This is a genomic window from Pseudoalteromonas denitrificans DSM 6059 (assembly GCF_900112265.1).
In the GTDB taxonomy this organism is placed as follows: domain Bacteria; phylum Pseudomonadota; class Gammaproteobacteria; order Enterobacterales; family Alteromonadaceae; genus Pseudoalteromonas; species Pseudoalteromonas denitrificans.
The window spans coordinates 44,053-62,069 of sequence record NZ_FOLO01000007.1 but is presented as its reverse complement, the minus strand read 5'-3'; the positions used below and the strand labels follow the sequence as shown (position 1 = coordinate 62,069).

The 18,017-nt window shown below is 35.3% G+C and carries 19 protein-coding genes; 14 read left to right on the top strand and 5 right to left on the bottom strand.

What is annotated here, in order from left to right; genetic code table 11:
• Window positions 1-4 precede the first annotated feature (4 nt).
• The 14 genes from BM088_RS06745 to BM088_RS06680 all read left to right on the top strand — a co-directional run bounded on the left by BM088_RS06745 (window position 5) and on the right by BM088_RS06680 (window position 13,947).
• Window positions 5-1,357, top strand: a complete 1,353-nt coding sequence (locus tag BM088_RS06745; RefSeq protein ID WP_091982122.1) for an AMP-binding protein — start codon at window positions 5-7, stop codon at window positions 1,355-1,357.
• Window positions 1,350-1,709 carry an ApeI family dehydratase gene (locus tag BM088_RS06740; RefSeq protein ID WP_091982119.1) on the top strand — a complete coding sequence of 120 codons (360 nt, stop codon included), beginning with the start codon at window positions 1,350-1,352 and terminating at the stop codon, window positions 1,707-1,709. Before BM088_RS06745 ends, BM088_RS06740 begins: the two co-directional genes overlap by 8 nt.
• The gene (locus BM088_RS06735) at window positions 1,706-2,440 is read left to right on the top strand and encodes a glycosyltransferase family 2 protein (protein ID WP_091982116.1); all 735 of its coding nucleotides are present in this window, start codon (window positions 1,706-1,708) and stop codon (window positions 2,438-2,440) included. Before BM088_RS06740 ends, BM088_RS06735 begins: the two co-directional genes overlap by 4 nt.
• A gap of 2 nt (window positions 2,441-2,442) precedes the next feature.
• Window positions 2,443-3,396, top strand: coding sequence for a lysophospholipid acyltransferase family protein (locus BM088_RS06730; RefSeq protein WP_091982113.1), 954 nt, complete (start codon window positions 2,443-2,445; stop codon window positions 3,394-3,396).
• A 14-nt stretch (window positions 3,397-3,410) separates the two neighbouring features.
• Window positions 3,411-4,958 carry an HAL/PAL/TAL family ammonia-lyase gene (locus tag BM088_RS06725; RefSeq protein ID WP_091982109.1) on the top strand — a complete coding sequence of 516 codons (1,548 nt, stop codon included), beginning with the start codon at window positions 3,411-3,413 and terminating at the stop codon, window positions 4,956-4,958.
• Window positions 4,959-5,215: 257 nt separating this feature from the next.
• On the top strand, window positions 5,216-5,647 hold the full coding sequence (locus BM088_RS06720) for an acyl-CoA thioesterase (protein ID WP_091982106.1): 432 nt from the start codon (window positions 5,216-5,218) through the stop codon (window positions 5,645-5,647).
• Window positions 5,637-6,224 carry a LolA family protein gene (locus BM088_RS06715; RefSeq protein ID WP_091982102.1) on the top strand — a complete coding sequence of 196 codons (588 nt, stop codon included), beginning with the start codon at window positions 5,637-5,639 and terminating at the stop codon, window positions 6,222-6,224. Before BM088_RS06720 ends, BM088_RS06715 begins: the two co-directional genes overlap by 11 nt.
• Window positions 6,208-8,490, top strand: coding sequence for an MMPL family transporter (locus tag BM088_RS06710; RefSeq protein WP_091982099.1), 2,283 nt, complete (start codon window positions 6,208-6,210; stop codon window positions 8,488-8,490). Before BM088_RS06715 ends, BM088_RS06710 begins: the two co-directional genes overlap by 17 nt.
• On the top strand, window positions 8,480-9,718 hold the full coding sequence (locus BM088_RS06705) for an NAD(P)/FAD-dependent oxidoreductase (RefSeq protein WP_091982097.1): 1,239 nt from the start codon (window positions 8,480-8,482) through the stop codon (window positions 9,716-9,718). Before BM088_RS06710 ends, BM088_RS06705 begins: the two co-directional genes overlap by 11 nt.
• Window positions 9,715-10,281 (top strand): DUF3261 domain-containing protein, encoded by a 567-nt coding sequence (locus BM088_RS06700; RefSeq protein ID WP_091982094.1) that lies wholly within the window; start codon window positions 9,715-9,717, stop codon window positions 10,279-10,281. The genes BM088_RS06705 and BM088_RS06700 overlap by 4 nt, the downstream gene beginning before the upstream one ends.
• 2 nt (window positions 10,282-10,283) lie before the next feature.
• Window positions 10,284-11,459, top strand: a complete 1,176-nt coding sequence (locus BM088_RS06695) for a beta-ketoacyl-ACP synthase (RefSeq protein ID WP_091982091.1) — start codon at window positions 10,284-10,286, stop codon at window positions 11,457-11,459.
• A 1-nt stretch (window position 11,460) separates the two neighbouring features.
• Window positions 11,461-11,925 carry an ApeP family dehydratase gene (locus tag BM088_RS06690; RefSeq protein WP_091982090.1) on the top strand — a complete coding sequence of 155 codons (465 nt, stop codon included), beginning with the start codon at window positions 11,461-11,463 and terminating at the stop codon, window positions 11,923-11,925.
• Between the two features lie 70 nt (window positions 11,926-11,995).
• Window positions 11,996-12,721, top strand: a complete 726-nt coding sequence (fabG, locus tag BM088_RS06685) for a 3-oxoacyl-ACP reductase FabG (RefSeq protein WP_091982088.1) — start codon at window positions 11,996-11,998, stop codon at window positions 12,719-12,721.
• Window positions 12,721-13,947 (top strand): beta-ketoacyl-ACP synthase, encoded by a 1,227-nt coding sequence (locus BM088_RS06680; protein ID WP_091982085.1) that lies wholly within the window; start codon window positions 12,721-12,723, stop codon window positions 13,945-13,947. The genes fabG and BM088_RS06680 overlap by 1 nt, the downstream gene beginning before the upstream one ends.
• A 36-nt stretch (window positions 13,948-13,983) precedes the next feature.
• On the opposite strand, the gene BM088_RS06675 is transcribed toward BM088_RS06680, so the two are convergent.
• The 5 genes from BM088_RS06675 to dinG form a co-directional block, all read right to left on the bottom strand.
• Window positions 13,984-14,148, bottom strand: a complete 165-nt coding sequence (locus BM088_RS06675; RefSeq protein WP_091982082.1) for a DUF2496 domain-containing protein — start codon at window positions 14,146-14,148, stop codon at window positions 13,984-13,986.
• Window positions 14,141-14,410, bottom strand: a complete 270-nt coding sequence (locus BM088_RS06670; RefSeq protein ID WP_091982078.1) for a late competence development ComFB family protein — start codon at window positions 14,408-14,410, stop codon at window positions 14,141-14,143. Before BM088_RS06670 ends, BM088_RS06675 begins: the two co-directional genes overlap by 8 nt.
• Window positions 14,411-14,559: 149 nt before the next feature.
• Window positions 14,560-15,150, bottom strand: coding sequence for a primosomal replication protein (locus BM088_RS06665; protein WP_091982075.1), 591 nt, complete (start codon window positions 15,148-15,150; stop codon window positions 14,560-14,562).
• Window positions 15,151-15,927, bottom strand: a complete 777-nt coding sequence (locus tag BM088_RS06660; RefSeq protein ID WP_091982070.1) for a TSUP family transporter — start codon at window positions 15,925-15,927, stop codon at window positions 15,151-15,153.
• Window positions 15,928-15,933: 6 nt separating this feature from the next.
• On the bottom strand, window positions 15,934-18,006 hold the full coding sequence (gene dinG, locus BM088_RS06655) for an ATP-dependent DNA helicase DinG (protein WP_091982066.1): 2,073 nt from the start codon (window positions 18,004-18,006) through the stop codon (window positions 15,934-15,936).
• Window positions 18,007-18,017 lie beyond the last annotated feature (11 nt).

The window sequence follows — 18,017 nt, the reverse complement described above, 5'->3', positions numbered from 1 at the left end:
TAGTATGTCTCAAGTTTGTTTTTTAGAGGGTGATAAAGAAATTACTTGGTCATTTTTTTGTACTCAAGTAGAAAGTGTAAGGCAAACTATTCGTCAAACTCAGTTTGAAAATGTATTGCTTTATCATAGTGATAGTTATCAGTTTTCAATTTGTTTTTTTGCTTTATTGCTAGAGCAAAAACATATTTTATTGCCGCCTAATTCACAACAAGAAACCCTGAATCAGATATCTAAAAGTGCAGATGCTTATATGGGAGAAATATCACTATTAAATATCCCGCAAATTAAATGCAGTTTTAACAATAATATACAGCTAGAAAACTCATATAAAATAGCTCCTAAGTTGTTTGATAGTTTAAATAGTAAAATTACTTTTTATACTTCTGGCTCAACAGGCAAACCAAAAGCAATAGTTAAACATAGCCGTTATTTGTTAAAAGAAATCGAAACTTTAAAAAGTACTTTTGAAACTCCTTTATCACAAACTGATATTGTATTAAGTACGGTATCTCATCAGCATATTTATGGTTTGTTATTTAAGATTTTATTACCTCTGAGGTTTGGTATTAAAATATTAAATCAAGTATTTGAATATCCAGAGCATATACAGGCTTATTTAAAAGCAAATAAAAGCAAACAAGTGACTTTATTAGCAAGTCCTGCGCATTTAAAACGCTTAGTTGAAGATAATGTTCTACTGCAAGTTAAAACGCAGTTTGAGTGTATATTTAGTTCTGGCGGTCCTTTAGCATTTGATGTGTCATCACTGCTTAATAAGCAAATGAGTATCGCGCCAATAGAGGTTTTTGGCAGCACTGAAACTGGGGGCATTGCTTGGCGTCGTTGTGATAAAACAACACCGAATGATTGGATGTTATTTCAAGGAATAAAATATAATAGTGTGCCTTTTGAAGACTTAGGTGAAAGGTTGCAGATATCATCACCCTTTATGGCAGATGAATCTTATTTAACAGATGATTTAATACAAAAAGTAGATGATACCCACTTTGTATTAAAAGGGCGCTCAGATCGTACTATTAAGTTAGAAGAAAAGCGTATTAATTTAGAGCATATGGAACAAGCATTAATACGTCATGAAGCAATAAAAGAGGCCAAAGTTTTTATTTTAAATAACAGTAAAAGGCCGAGTTTAGTTGCTGTAATTGCAATAAATGACATCGCAAGAAAAATACTATGTGATCGCAATAAGCGCGCATTAAACGAATGTTTTAAAACGCATTTATTAAAAGAATTTGAACGTATTAGTTTACCTAAAAAATGGCGTTACTTAAATGAATTACCATTTAACGCTCAAGGTAAATTAGTACAAAAAGAGTTAGAGGTGTTGTTTGACTGATTTAATAAATATCAGCCCAGAAGTAATTAGCAAAGAAAAACAAGATACTGACGCAACAATTGAACTGTTTATTTCTGTCAATTTAGATTACTTTAAAGGTCATTTCCCTCAAAGCCCGATACTGCCAGGCGTAGTACAGCTTGATTGGGCTGTTATGTATGCCAAACAAATGTTTAATATTGATTGTGATGTCAAAGATATTGAAGTTTTAAAGTTTCAAGTTGTAATAGAGCCAGGGCAAAATTTAACTTTGCAACTGACTCAAAAGTCTGAGCAAAAAATCACTTTTTATTATTCGTCGAATAAAGGAAAACATGCCTCTGGTCGCATTGTTTTTGATACGCTTTCATGAGTTATTGTTTTGTGATCCCAAACTTTAATCATGTATTAGTGATTGAAGATTTATTGCTTGAATTAAAAAACTTTAATTTACCTGTGATAATGGTGAATGATGGCAGTGATAGTGATGTAACAAGGCAATTTGAAAAACTGAATAACAAATACGACTTTTTAACTTTGGTAAACCATGAAATAAATCAAGGTAAGGGCGTCGCGATGCAAACAGGTTTTGCATTAGCCCATGACTTAGGTTTTACTCATGCCATACAAGTTGATGCTGATGGTCAGCATGATTTAACTGATATAAAAAAAATAATACATTTATCAAAAAACTCACCAAGTGCATTGATCTCTGGTATGCCAATTTATGATGAATCAGTGCCTAAACATCGTTTTTATAGTCGTTATATCACTCATGTTTGGGTTTGGATTGAAACTTTATCATTGTCATTAAAAGACTCTATGTGTGGTTTTCGTGTTTATCCGCTTAACGATACATGTGTTTTAATGAATAAAGTTGCTTTAGGCAAACGTATGGATTTTGATACCGAAGTCATGGTGCGCTTATATTGGGCTAATGTGCCGGTAGCGTTTTTTAAAACTAAAGTGAATTACCCAGAAAATGGGATCTCACATTTTCAGCCTTTCAAAGATAACGTATTAATTTCATGGATGCATACACGCTTATTTTTTGGCATGTTATTACGCAGCCCTAAATTAATATTTAGAAAGTTTAAAAATTAGTTATGTCTGAAAAGTCTGGAAATAAACACTGGTCAAAAGCCCAAGAACGCGGTACTTATTTTGGCATGAAAACCTTATTTGTGATTTATCGTTTACTAGGCAGAAAAGTACTATCAATTATTTTATATCCTGTAATTGTTTATTTGTATTTTACAGGGAGAGAAGGTCGGTTAGCGTCGAATCAGTATTTAAATAGAGTAGCAAAGATCCAAAGTTGGCCAAAAAAAATAGGTCATAAGCAGGGAATTAAACACTTTTATACATTTGCGCTGGGCGCATTTGATAAGATAGATGCATGGACTGGTAAAATTACCACAAAAAATATTATTTATGGCAAAGAGCATGCTTTTAATGATTTAAAAGAAAAGCAGCAAGGCGCTATTTTTATCGGCTCTCACTTAGGTAATTTGGAAGTGTGCAGGGCGCTTAGCCAAGGTCGTTATCAAACGCGAATTAATGTTTTGGTATTTACTCATCATGCTGTTGAATTTAATAAAGTAATGCAGCAGATTAATCCTGATATTAATGTTGATTTAATTCAAGTATCAGATGTAGGCGCAGACTTAGCTATTTTATTAAAAGAAAGAATAGATAATGGTGAAGTCGTTGTAATAGTAGGTGATCGTACGAGTGTTAGTACACCAGGGCGTGTCGTATATGCCGACTTTTTAGGTGAACAAGCGGCTTTTTCTCAAGGGCCTTTTATTTTGGCTGCTTTGTTAGATTGCCCTGTATATTATCTTTTTTGTTTAAAAGAGGGCTCAAAGTATCATGTTATTTTTGAACATGTCGCAGATACTTTGAAAATGCCAAGAAAAGAACGTCAACAAAAGCTAGAAAAAGCAGTAATAGATTATGCCAAGCGACTTGAGTTTTATTGTTTAAAATATCCCTTTCAATGGTTTAATTTTTTTGATTTTTGGTCTGATGATCAAAAAGTAGAACGCAAAAAATAAATGGAGTAGTAGTAGTGCTAGAAAGTTCAGGTACAGTCAATTTTGGTGAGTCACGTTTAGTTATTGAAGATATCGTAGCAATCGCGTCACAAAAAAAACAAGCATGTTTAAGTCGCTCGCCAGAATTTAGCCATAAAATAGATTCAGCTATTAAATTTTTAGATACCTTACTTGAAGAAGATGGTGTTATTTATGGTGTGACGACTGGTTATGGTGACTCTGTTACGGTAAACGTACCTTTAGATTTAGTGAATGAGCTACCACTTCATTTAACACGCTTTCATGGTTGTGGTTTAGGCCAAATGTTTAGTCCATATGAAGGACGGGCAATTTTAGCAACACGATTAGCATCTTTATCTCAAGGGTATTCAGGCGTTAGTTGGGATTTACTTAATCTACTTAAAGCGTTTTTAACCCACGATATTGTGCCTGTGATCCCGCAAGAGGGCTCTGTTGGTGCCAGTGGTGATTTAACCCCATTATCTTATGTTGCAGGTGCATTAGTCGGTGAGCGTGATGTGTATTATAAAGGCCAAGTTAAAAATAGCTTAGAGGTAATGCAAAGTTTAGGTTTAACACCAGTCACTTTGAGACCGAAAGAAGGTTTAGCTATCATGAATGGCACAGCTGTTATGACTGCAATAGCCTGTACTGCATATAGCCGCGCTGAATACTTAACTAAATTGGCATCTCGTATTACGGCTTTATCTAGCTTAGCACTTAAAGGTAACAGTCATCACTTTGATGATATTTTATTTTCAGTAAAACCACATCCTGGGCAACAACAAGTTGCTACTTGGATCCGCAATGATTTAAACCATGTTGATCACCCAAGAAATGCCGACAGATTACAAGATAGGTATTCTATTCGTTGTGCACCCCATGTGATTGGTGTTTTACAAGACTCATTGCCTTGGTTCCGTCAAATGATTGAAAATGAACTTAATTCTGCAAATGATAATCCTATTATAGATGGCCCTGGTGAGCATGTTTTACATGGCGGGCATTTTTATGGTGGTCATATTGCGATGGTAATGGACTCATTAAAAACTGCAGTTGCTAATTTGGCAGATTTAGCCGACAGACAAATCGCCTCTTTAGTTGATACCCGATATAACAATGGTTTGCCTTCTAATTTATCTATGAGTAGTGATGAGCGTCGTTATATCAACCATGGCTTTAAAGCTGTGCAAATTGGTGCGTCAGCTTATACCGCAGAAGCATTAAAAAATACTATGCCGGCAAGTGTGTTTTCTCGCTCTACAGAATGTCATAACCAAGATAAGGTGAGCATGGGTACGATTGCAGCACGCGATGCAATGCGAGTTTTACAACTAACAGAGCAAGTACTTGCTAGCACCTTATTAGCTGCTATTCAGGGCGTTAGAATAAGAATCGAAAATGGCGAGCTTGACCACGATACCTTACCTGTACAAGTTATGCAGATGTACGATGATGTATGTGGCTTTTTTGAACCTTTAGTGGAAGATAGACCATTAGATAAACTTTTACGCTTTACAATTGATGCGATCCAAACGCAGCGATGGAGTTTATACCCGTAACCATTCATAATGTAAGATATCAGCAATTCAAATCTAAGGTCGGTTCTAGATGTGAAAATGAGGTGTAATATGTACTCTTTTAGCACTCACAACAACGAATATGACTTAGATTTGATTTGCCCAAAGGGAGTCTGAGGGGAAAGCCAGTTCTACGTTATCACTATTGCTAAGGGAATAACCATTGGCTGCTAGTGATGCCTTGAGCTGGTTTCCCCCTCAAACTCTGAAACCCGAATTATAAAAGGCTACGGGTATATATGACTAAAAATGCAATTCTATCGGCATCGGTAGATATTGAAATACCCTTTCATGATTGCGATCCGATGCAAGTGGTTTGGCATGGTAATTATGCGCGCTATTTTGAGGTAGCGCGTTGTGCTTTATTACGAAAAATTGATTTCGATTATTTAGATATGCAAGATTCTGGATATGTTTGGCCAATAGTGGATATGCGAACAAAATTTGTTGGCTCTGCATTATTTGCACAAATGATCACAGTTGATGCACATTTAGTTGAATATGAATCAAGGCTTAAAATAGCGTATTTGATCAGTTGTAAATTGACAGGTAAAAAATTGACAAAAGCACATACAGTGCAAGTTGCAGTTGATTTACAGACAAAAGAAATGCAGTTTGTTTCCCCTGATATTTTAACTATAAAACTAAGAGCAAAAAACTATGTTGCTTAAGCATTTAAGTTACTTATTTTTATTGATAATAGGGTCGTTGAGTTTCAGTTCAACTGCCGCTTCAAATGAGTCATCAGAAAAAAACTTAATGAAGCCAAATTTGATTGCAGGCACGTTTGAGCAAAATAAGTTTTTTAAAATATTAACGCGACCAATAAAATCATCAGGTGATTTTTATTTAGATCAAAAACTTGGTTTTTATTGGCAAACTATTAAACCTGTTAATTCAGCGATATTTTTAAAGTCGGGTGAGTTAATGGAAAAAGATCATCATGGCAATATTAAAAGCATTGTTGGTGGTGGTACTTTAGCATCGGTTTTAATTAAAGCTATTTCAGGTGATATTAACGCATTAAAAAATGAGTTTGAGCTGCTTAAACACCAAGGTAATGATTGCCTTGAATTAAAACCAAAGCAAGAGATATTGCGCCAAGCTATTACTAAGATAGACATCTGTGGCGGTTTAAAGCCAGAGTCAATTAAGTTATTTGAATCTAAAGGTAATAAAACTGAAATTCAGTTAACTTATCATGAAAATGCAATTATGCCTGAGGCTATTCGTGCTCAGTTACAGTAATTTTCAGAAGCTTTATGTTACTCAGTTACTTTTAATCCTGCTTTTAGGTGGTTATCAATTTGCTTTTGGTTCATGGCAAGTACAAACAAATGTTTTGTCTATCCTACCAAATACACAAATCTCAAAGGCACTTTTAAGCTCAGAGCAGGCTTTATTTGGGCAAGCTAAGAAAAAAGTAACAGTTGCATTAACGGGTGAAAAAGTACTTATAGCCCATAACGCTTTAGTGGCAAAGCTAAATCAAATAGAATCCGTTGATATTCATACTGAACAGTTGCCATCAATTGCTCAAATTAGCCAATTTTATGCACCCTTTAAAGATAATTTTTTAACAGCGCAATATGTAAAAGCGTTAGATGATGAATCTGAAATGCAAAGCCTTATTTTATCTCAGGTAACACAAATGGCTAACCCATTTGTAAGTGAGACTATTGCGTTTTCACCTCGATTAGCCTTGGCCGAATATTTAAATACTGAGTTTAATAACCTGACAAGTTACAAACAAAAGCAGGGTTTAATAACGGCTGAACTCAATGAAAAAATCTACTATTTAATATCACTGACGATAGCAACTGATGCGTTTTCAATTAAAGAAAGTCAGTTGATTTCACAGCAGCTACAAAGTGTATTTTTGAGTATTAAAAGTGAATTTAATGTTGAACTGATTTATAGCGGTGTTTTGTTTCATACCGCCCAATCGAGTAAACAAGCAGAAGATGAAATATCAACTTTTGGCCTTATTTCGTTAATAGGCATTATTTTATTAATACTTGTTGTTTTTCGCTCTATAACCCCTTTATTTATCGCTTTATGGGTGATCAGTTTAGCCATTATTTATGGCGGTATTGGATTGATGTTATTTTTTGATGACATCCATTTATTAAGTTTTGTATTTGCAGTGACCTTGATTGGCATTGTGATAGATTACTGTTTTCATACATTTGTTCATGCAAATACACACCACAGCGCAAAAGCCTTAATAACGCCATTACTGTTAGGCTTTATTACCACAGCTTTAGGTTATTTAGTGATAGCAAGTTCACCTATGGCATTGTTGACACAAGTAGCTGTGTTTATGATTTTTGGTTTATTGGGTGCTTTGTTAACTGTATTAGCAGTATTGCCTAAATTAAAACAAAATGAGCAATTAAAAGTGCAGTATTCAGTAACTCAGGCTAGCGAGCGTCTTAAAACTGTTAATTTATACCTTATAAAGCATCGAACTGGTATTTTATTGGGATTATCTTTATTGGCGATAGGTTTTATAGCAATATATAAAGTGAGTTTTAATGATGATATTCGTTTACTTAACTCAAGCCCAGCTTGGTTAATGGAAAATGAAAAAACCATGTCTCACTTGTCTAATATGCAATCCATTAATCGCATTATTGTTTATGCACCAACAATTGAAGCGTTATTACAAAAGCAAGAATACGCAATAACACAATTAAAATCTGAACAAGCCCAATTAGATATTAAAGGGTTATTTGGTTTATTACCTTCACCCAGTAAACAAAAATTACACTATGAATTAGTAAATAAAGCAGAGCAAAATAAAGTGTTTGATTTAGGGCTGGCACAGTTAGGCTTATCAGATCCATTAACTGAATTTAATGCGCTGACTTATAAAATTTTTAAAGCAGGTCCGTTATCTGATATTGCAGATATTTATATCGTGCAACACGAATTAGGGTATGCGTTATGGTTCAGTGTTAAAGGTGAACTTAATCAAAACACGACTAAATGGCTATCTCAGCAGCAAGATATCTTGCTTTATGATACGGCTAAAAACGTATCTAGTGCGCTATCTCAATATAGGTCAGAATTAATAAACTTATTATTAATCGCTTTCTTAGCTATCACCTTAGTGCTCATTGCCCGTTATGGTATTAAACAGGGGCTATTAAGCACATTAGCGATAGGGCTAAGTGCAGTTAGTGCTGTAATTTTTACAAATTTAATTTCTGAACATTTAAATATATTTAACTTATTAGGTATTTTATTAATTTTAGCGTTGGCAATTGATTATGTGATTTTTTATCAAGAGCAAGGTATTAAAGGACCTACATTATTAGCAATTACCTTATCTGCGCTGTCATCCATACTCGCTTTTGGCATGTTGGCTTTTAGTCAAACACCTGCCGTGCAAAGCTTTGGTTCAACAGTGATGTTTGGTATTACATTTACATTTTTAATCGCACCTATGAGTGCAAACCTCCCGCGACCAAATAAAAAAATTAAACAAGGAAATTTAAATGACACATAAGCAGTACGATGTTGTGATCATAGGTGCAGGGCCATCGGGTGCTGTTGCGGGCTCTATCCTAGCTAATAAAGGATTGAGCGTTATTATTCTTGAGAAACAGTATTTTCCGCGATTTTCTATTGGTGAAAGTTTATTACCGCAATGCATGCAATTTTTACAACAAGCAGAACTTGAACAAGTTGTATTAGATAATGTGGCACAATTAGGTTTCCAATTTAAAAATGGGGCGGCATTTCATCGTGCTGGCAATGATAGTGCTTTTGATTTTACACAAAAGTTTACTGAGGGACCTGGGACTACTTTCCAAGTTAAGCGGGGTTTATTTGATAAACTTTTAGCCGATGAAACACACAAAAAAGGCGTGGAGATCTGTTATGGTCATCAAGTCGAATCTGTTGAAAGGCTTGAACCCGATGTATGTTTAACTGTATTAAATGAGCAAAACCAACAATACAATGTTAATGCAAAATTTTTATTAGATGCCAGTGGTTTTGGTCGTGTTTTACCAAGATTGTTGGATTTAGAAAAACCATCAAACTTCCCAATGCGAAAAACTGTATTTACCCATTTTGAAGATAATATTAATGAAGAAAACTTTGACCGAAATAAAATATTAATTACGGTTCACCCAGAATATAAAGATATTTGGTATTGGCTGATCCCTTTTGCTGATGGCACATCGAGTATTGGTGTTGTCGCAGAACCAAAGTATTTTGATGACGCAAAGTCTGAATCAGAAACCTTGTTGGACTTTTTATCACAAGATCCTAACCTTAAGACTTTATTAAAAAATGCTAAACCAATTCAAGATGTGAGAAGTATTCAAGGTTATTCAGCTAATGTGAGCCAGTTATTTGGTGAAAACTACGCGCTTTTGGGCAATGCGGGAGAATTTTTAGATCCTGTATTTTCTTCAGGAGTGACAATTGCGCTATCTTCAGCGGTTTTGGCTGCGCCGTTAATTGAAAAGCAACTTAATGGTGAGCAAGTTAACTGGCAAAGTGAGTATGCTGATAAGTTAAAGTATGGTGTAGATACTTTTAGAACTTTTGTTGAGTCTTGGTATGATGGCCGTTTTCAAGATATTATTTTTCATGAGCAGCAAGATGAAAAAATTCGCAATATGATCAGCTCTATTTTAGCAGGTTATGCTTGGGATAATAAAAACCCTTATGTGAGCGAAAGTGAGCGTAGGGTAAATGTATTGGCTCAAATTTGTCAGCCATGAAATTAAAATACTTTATTAGCGTTTTTCTTTTTTTGCTATCGGCTTGTGTATCTGTGCCTACCCAAAGGCAAGTGCTGTTATCTAATAATGTAAGCTTTAGCTTATCATCGCCTCCAACCGAGTTGATTGGTGTGGTTCATACGCATTTAATTGAAGTGCAATTTAATAATGAAACTAAAAGTTTAATTGCCCAGGTAGAGTATGCAAAAAATAAGATTTCAATTGCAGCTATGAGTGTATCGGGTGTGCCGCTATTTGACTTGGTTTGGTTCGCTAATAAAACCAGTGAAATAACACAATATGTGCCGCTACCCGGGGTTGATTTAAACTATATTGTTGCGGATTTACAATGGGTTAATTGGCCATTAAAACAGTTAAAATCATCTCTTATATCTGATGCTGCTTTTGTAATACAAACCGCTGTTTTAAATTCAGACTGGCAAAGAAACTTGATGTATCAAGATAAATTAATAATGCAAATTGAGAAAAAAAATAAGCAATATTTTTTACAGCATAAATTAAGAGATTATCAGATCACAATTACAGACTTGAGTGAGGATTAACAGTGGGCATTTGTCTTAAAGATGTTGGTATAGTGTGTAATATTGGCCAATCTAAACAAGCAGTTTTAAAGAGTTTAATAGATGGCAATGCAAATGCTTTGGTAAAAGATACGAGTTTACCTTTAACTGAGCCTCAGTTTGTTGGGCATGTTGCGCTGAACTTAGATGATAAATTAAAAGCACCTTCATCACGTCATTCATCACGAAATAATCAGTTGGCGTATCATGCATTTAAGCAAATAGAGTCCAGTTTTAGTGAACTGGCTAAAAATGTAGATAAAAAAAGAATCGCAGTCATAATTGGTACTAGCACCTCAGGCATTGCAGAAGGTGAAAATGCAAGAAAGACACTAGCACAAAGCGAACAATACCCTGATGATTTTCATTATCAAACGCAAGAAATGATTGCTCCGGCACATTTTATAGCTGATTTATGCCAAGCAACGGGTCCTGTTTATAGTATATCAACGGCATGTTCTTCAAGTGCAAAAGCGTTAGTGAGTGCAAAAGCACTGATCGAAGCTGATATTGCTGATATTGTTATTGCGGGTGGGGTTGATAGTTTAGCTAGGTTGACTATAAATGGATTTAAATCGTTAGAGTCGGTATCCAATGGTAAATGTGCGCCATTTTCACAAGGTCGTGATGGTATTAATATAGGTGAAGCCGCTGCATTATTTGTGATTCATTCGACAGCTTCTGGTATTCAATTAATGGGCTTTGGTGAAACTTCTGATGCTTATCATGTATCTTCACCTTCACCAGACGGCAGTGGGGCGATATCTGCAATGGAATTAGCATTAGATATGGCGCAAATAGAGTCCAAACAAATTGATTACGTTAACTTGCATGGTACTGCAACTGTAAAAAATGATGAAATGGAATCATTAGCTATGCACACTGTATGTGGTAATGATGTTTTCTGTGGTTCAACTAAAGGCATGACAGGCCATACTTTAGGTGCTGCAGGGGCGCTTGAAGCTGCAATCTGTTGGCTTTTATTAAGTGATATTAACAGCAATAATGAAATACCTGCCAATGTGGGTTATGAGCAACAAGACTCAAACTTACCAGAAATTAATTTAAGCCAAGGCCAAAAGGTGTCATCTTTAAAATATTGTATGAGCAACTCCTTTGCTTTTGGCGGCAATAACCTTAGTCTAGTGTTAGGAAAATAATATGAAGAAGTACAGCATTGAAGCTGTATTACCGCATCAAGCACCTATGATCTTAATTGATTCATTAAACAGTTATCATGATGATGGCTGTGTGTGTGATGTTACAATTACAGAAAAAAGCCCTTTTTATAATGAAGCTAAAAAAGGGGTCGCTAATTATATTGGTACTGAATATATGGCGCAGGCAATTGCCGCTTATGCAGGCGCTTTGGCATTAGATAACGGCAATAAAGTGAAAATTGGCTTTTTGTTGGGTTCAAGGAAATACACCGCATTTCAAGCTTATTTTGCATTAAATGACACTTTGCGCGTTAAAGTTGAGCAGTTATATCAAGAAGAGTCTGGATTAAGTGTATTTGAATGTGAGATAACATCTTCTAAAAATGAAGTATTAGCACAAGCTAAAATTAATGTGTTTCAACCTCAAGATCCTATGGCATTTTTAGATAATAATTTAGAAGCATAACGCTCGACGTATTGTGCTGTTAAGATTTAAATAATAAAAAATTGAAATATCAACTCAGGCAAAGAGAATAATGAGTAGACGAATATTAGTAACAGGTTCAAGTCGTGGTTTAGGTAAAGCAATCGCACTTAAATTAGCAAAAGATGGCTTTGATATTACAGTGCATTGTCGCAGTGGCATTGAACAAGCACAACAAACACAAGCTGAAATTGAAGTTTTAGGACAAAAAGCTAATCTATTACAATTTGATGTATGTGATAGAGAAGCTGTTAAGCAAGCAATAGAGTCTGATATTGAAGCTAATGGCTGTTACTACGGTGTGATTTGTAATGCGGGTATTACGCGAGATATGGCTTTTCCAGCTATGGAAGGTGATGATTGGGATAGTGTATTAAGAACTGGCTTAGATGGTTTTTATAATGTACTTCACCCGGTTGTGATGCCTATGGTAAGAGCTAAAAAAGGTGGTCGTATTATTACTATGGCTTCGGTATCGGGCATTGCTGGTAATCGTGGCCAAGTAAATTACTCAGCCGCAAAGGGTGGTGTTATTGCAGCCACTAAAGCTTTATCTTTAGAGTTAGCCAAAAGAAAAATCACTGTAAACTGTGTTGCACCAGGCTTAATTGAAACAGATATGACAGCAGATATACCTGTTGATGAAATTAAAAAGATGATCCCTTTAAGACGTATGGGTCAGCCTGAAGAAGTCGCTTCTGCTGTTTCATTTTTAGCTTCAGATGGTGCCTCGTATATTACACGTCAGGTGATTTCAGTGAATGGCGGATTAATATAATGAAACGTGTTGTTGTAACAGGTATGTCGGCCATCACAGCATTAGGTGATGATTGGCAAACTTTTAAACAGAACCTTGAAAAAGGTGAAAATGCAGTTCAAGTTATTAATGAGTGGGATAAACTTGATGGCTTAAATACGCGTTTAGCTGCGCCTATCACACATTTTGAAAAACCAAGTCATTATAAACGTAAAATGGTCCGCTCTATGGGTCGTGTTTCCTTGATGGCCACTCGTGCAACAGAATTAGCACTTGAACAAGCTGGTTTATTAGAGCATGCATCTTTAACCGATGGAACTACAGGTATTGCTTACGGCTCATCTGTAGGTTCAACAGAGCCTTTAGTTGCTTTTGGCCGTATGATGGATACTGGTTGCATGAATGGCGTCACTGCAACAAGTTATATTCAAATGATGTCTCATACAGCGCCTGTCAATGTTGGCGTATTTTTTGGTCTAAAAGGGCGGGTGATCACAACAAGTTCAGCTTGTACATCTGGTTCCCAAGGTATAGGTTATGCCTATGAAGCCATTAAATTTGGTCGTCAGAAATTAATGGTTGCTGGTGGTGCTGAAGAGCTATGTGTAACAGAAGCGGCTGTTTTTGATACCTTGTATGCAACAAGTATAAAAAATGATTCACCAAAAGAAACACCAAAACCATTTGATAAAAATCGTGATGGTTTAGTGATAGGTGAAGGCGCATGTACACTTATTTTAGAAGAATACGAACATGCTAAAAGCCGTGGTGCAAATATCATTGCTGAGATAGTTGGTTTTGGCTGTAATTCAGATGGCGCACATGTAACGCAACCAACAGCAGCAACGATGCAAATTGCAATAGAAGAAGCACTCAATGATGCTGAAATTAGTTCTGATAAAATAGGTTATGTAAATGCTCATGGCACAGCGACTGAACGAGGCGATATTGCTGAAACAAATGCAACTGCCAATGTATTAGGAAAAGTCCCGGTAAGTTCATTAAAAAGCTATTTAGGACATACATTAGGCGCTTGTGGCAGTATTGAAGCCTGGGCAAGTATTAATATGATGCAAGATAATTGGTTTTCACCCACATTAAATTTGCAAGAGATTGATTCACAGTGTGGTGATCTTGATTATATTAAAAATGAAGGCCGTGAAATAAACACAGATCATGTAATGAGCAATAACTTTGCTTTTGGTGGTATAAACACATCGCTTATTTTTAAACGCTTTTCTGAATAACTTTATTAGTTTAATAAAAATAACTCAGATACTAAGTTAAACACTTGGTATCTGAATTACCTTCTTTTTAAAATCCTTGGTAACAACTTCTAGTGCGTCTAAAACAACTTGAGACTCAAGTTCTTCTTGCTCTAATAGCATGATTAAATCTATCGCAAGTTTTATATGTTTAGGTGCACTCTCTAAGCTAGATTTATTCACTGTGGCTTCTCATTGAGATTAATTTTCTCGACTCTGTTATAGCAGCTTTGACTTTATTTTCCATCTGCACACGTTCTGACTGAGGTAAATAAAAAGCCATATCAACTTCATAACGTATATACCTGGGTGGTAATTGATTTAGCACGGTACAACAAAAATCAGCTAAAGTATCAACGTCGATTGTTTCATTTAATTTTTGTTTGATGATTTCATCAAGCACTAATTTTTCATAATAATTATGTATATCATCATGCATTTTCATCTAACGCTCCATATATAACATGAAATTTTATTTTTATAATGTTGAAAAAAGTGAATACTAAATTCATTATACTTTATCAGCTTATACCAAAATTAATGGGAAATCTAACCGATACCAATAACCTTTGGATTACTTGATGGTTTATTTGGTTATCTCAATTTTTTTATTTTATCTTCTGTTAGGCTAATTGCTTTGCGACACCGTTCTAAACGACCTTGGGTTGCTAAAATATCTTTACTTATTTCATTTTTATTAGTTGTGATTGATTTGTGTAATATTGTTTTTTTTTCTGCGATCATCGCAAGTAAACGTCTTTCAAATTCTTTATTTTTGGTTAGCTCGTGATATAGCGGATGTGAAGCTTTAGTCTCTTTTTTCATGGTTTTTTTATAAAGACTTTTATTTTTCACCAATTTATTTGTCGTTAACTCACTTTGCCAAACGGAAGTTGATTTTAATACTCGGATCACGGCTTCTAATTGAGCCGTTAATCTGTCAATGACATATTCATAACTTTGCTGATTCGATATAGTTAGAAGAGAGTGATAGGTTTCAGAAAGCTCATTAACATAATCTAACAAAATCATACTTCGGGTATTAAATAACCTAAGATCAAATAATCTGCGTTTTGATTTCATATATCGATTTTTATCAAACCATTTTTCATTATCAAAGTGTTGCGCATCAAGTTTAATTTTTTCAATTTGAATATTTAAACGCTCTACTGCTTGCGCTTTCATTTAAATAAACGCCTCATAAGCAAGTTTACCAGCTAAAACGATTACAACGGTATTAAAGATAGGTCTAATAATTTTACTGCCAAATTTTATTGCTGAATGCGCTCCAATCCAAGCACCTAACATTAAAAATGCGCCCATGGTCGCACCTAATAAAAAGTTAACATGACCTAAGGCAACAAAAGCAATTAAAGATATAAAATTGCTAACAAAATTCATTGAGCGGGCTAAACCACAATTGAGTAATAAATTCATTTTATATAAAAGTGAATTTGAAGCCGTCCAAAAAGTGCCTGTTCCTGGGCCTGCTAAGCCATCAAAAAAGCCTAATAAACTGCCTTGAATGACTTGTTTTATTTTGAGGCCTAAGGTTATTTCAGGTAATTTTGTTTTTTGCTCTGGGCTCAACTTGCCAAATAAGCTATATAAAGCGACTAAAATAATAATAAATGGCAATAATTTATTTAAAAAGTCGATACTCAATTTATCGACAACTAAAGTGCCAATGAGGGAACCTATTGCTGTTGCTATAACCGACTTCAACCAGAATTTAGGTTGAAATAAGTTCTTTTTAAAGTAGGTGATGCTAGCAGTTAATGAACCAAAACTAGAAGCAAGCTTATTTGTGCCTAAAGCAATATGAGGTGGTAAACCAGCAGTTAGTAAAGCGGGTACTGTTAACATGCCACCGCCGCCTGCAATTGCATCAATAAAACCCGCGGCCAGTGCCACAGTACATAAAATTGCCCAAGTTGAAGGGTCTAAAGCGAGTTCTAGCACTTAAATTTAATACTCTATCTTTCTTGTGAATGGGGGTAATGCATCTAACATGGCTTTACCGTAGCGCTTACTGATAAGACGGCGATCTAAAATAACAATCCGCCCAAAGTCTTTTTCTTTGCGCAGCAGTCTACCACAACTTTGCACTAATTTCTTTGAGGCTTCGGGTACTGTGATAGATAAAAATGGATTACCCCCTTTATTTTGTACGTGTTCTGTCTGCGCTTCTTCCATAGGAGAAGTCGGAACCGCAAATGGAATTTTGGTAATTATGAGGTTTTCTAAATATTTACCTGGTAAATCAAGTCCTTCTGAGAGGCTTTGGGTACCAAATAGAATAGAACCTTTATTTTTATCTATGTTTTTTTTATGTTGTTTAATTAAATATTCACGTGATGACTCACCCTGTAATAATAAATTATAACCTTTTGTTCTTAAGCCTTGGGCAACTTCTTTCATTTGCCAATAAGATGCAAATAGAACTAAATTCGCTTTTTCTTTTTTGATAAAGTCAGGCATGGCTTCAATTAAACGTTTGGTGAAGTTTTTATCAGTTGGTTCACATTTTATATCGGGTAATAATAATTGTGCTTGTTCAGGGTAGTCAAAAGGAGAGGGCACTTTTAAAAACTTCACACCTTCTTCACCTGCTAAGCCTGATTCAAAAGCAAAATGGTCGAAATTCCCTAAAGCGGTTAAGGTAGCTGAACATAAAACTGCGCCTGCACACTCTTGCCAAAGCTTGTCTTTTAAATAAAAGCCAACTTCTATCGGGCTATCGGCTAACAAGTGGTCGTGATGGTTTTTATAATTTTGTTGGGTGATCCAACGAGCATGAGGTGATGAACTTGTGCCCTTAGTTAAATTATTCCAAAGCTTATTTAAGTTTTCAATACGCTGAATATACACACCGCTTTCGGCCAAAATCGGATCTGCTTTATGAGGTTTAACATCACCATCATTTACATCAAGTACTAATGCTTCATGCATTTTATTTAAATGTTTAGAAACAAGATGTGATGAGTCGCTTAAATCTTTGCTTAAATTGGTTAAAAGTTCTGGTAATTCTCCATTTTTAAAGCGGTAAACGTCATCTTCATTATAGGTAATATCTAGGCCATCTAATATATCCCTGGCTTTTTTTAGTTCTTTTTGGGTATCTGTAATGGCATCTGCTAATTTGAAATTCATGCCAATGGCACGTTGCGTTGATATCGTATTTGACAATTTTTGATTAAATTTAGCCAGCTTGTCTAGCCATTCTAAAGTGCCTTTCACAGTTGCAGATGCGGATGAGAAGTCACGAGTTATTTTAGGTAAATGATGTGCTTCATCAATAACATAAATGCTTTTAGACGGTTCAGGTAAAATTTTCCCTCCCCCTAAATCTAAGTCTGCTAAGAGTAAGCTATGGTTTACGACTAAAACGTCCATTTGTGCCAAGCGATTTCGCGCCTTGTGAAAAGGACAATGCTGATGTTCAGCTAATTGTCTCTGACAAGAGTGTTTATCTCCGGCAACCAAGTTCCATACCTTATCCGGAATAGTATCGGCCCAGGCATCACGATCTCCATGCCATTTACTTGTTGTGTAAGCACTCACTAATTGTTCAAGACACTTTTTTTCCATTTCACTCAATGGTGACTTTAATAACGGCATAAAACCAAGTTGTTCAGGTTCTTCAATAAGCGAAGCTTTTAATTTTTGTGCACAAGCATATCTATGTCGACCTTTTACTAAATCAAATTGAAAGTCTAGCCCTGAATTTTTAGCAAAAAATGGTAATTCTTGTTCAATTAATTGCTCTTGCAATGCAACTGTCGCAGTCGAAATGATTAACTTTTTTTTATTTGCTAATGCATAGGGTAAGGCACCTAAACAATAAGCTAGAGATTTTCCAGTACCAGTGCCAGCTTCCATTACACAGATACGTTGGCTTTTATGATATTCCCCTGACAGCGTTTTTGCTATTTCTGCTACTAAATAATTTTGGCTTTTTCGAGGTTTGTAATCGGTTAAATTATCTGCAACTTGCTGGTGAATTTTGCGTATTGTTTTTTTTAAAGCATCAGAGAGCATGTTACAGCAAC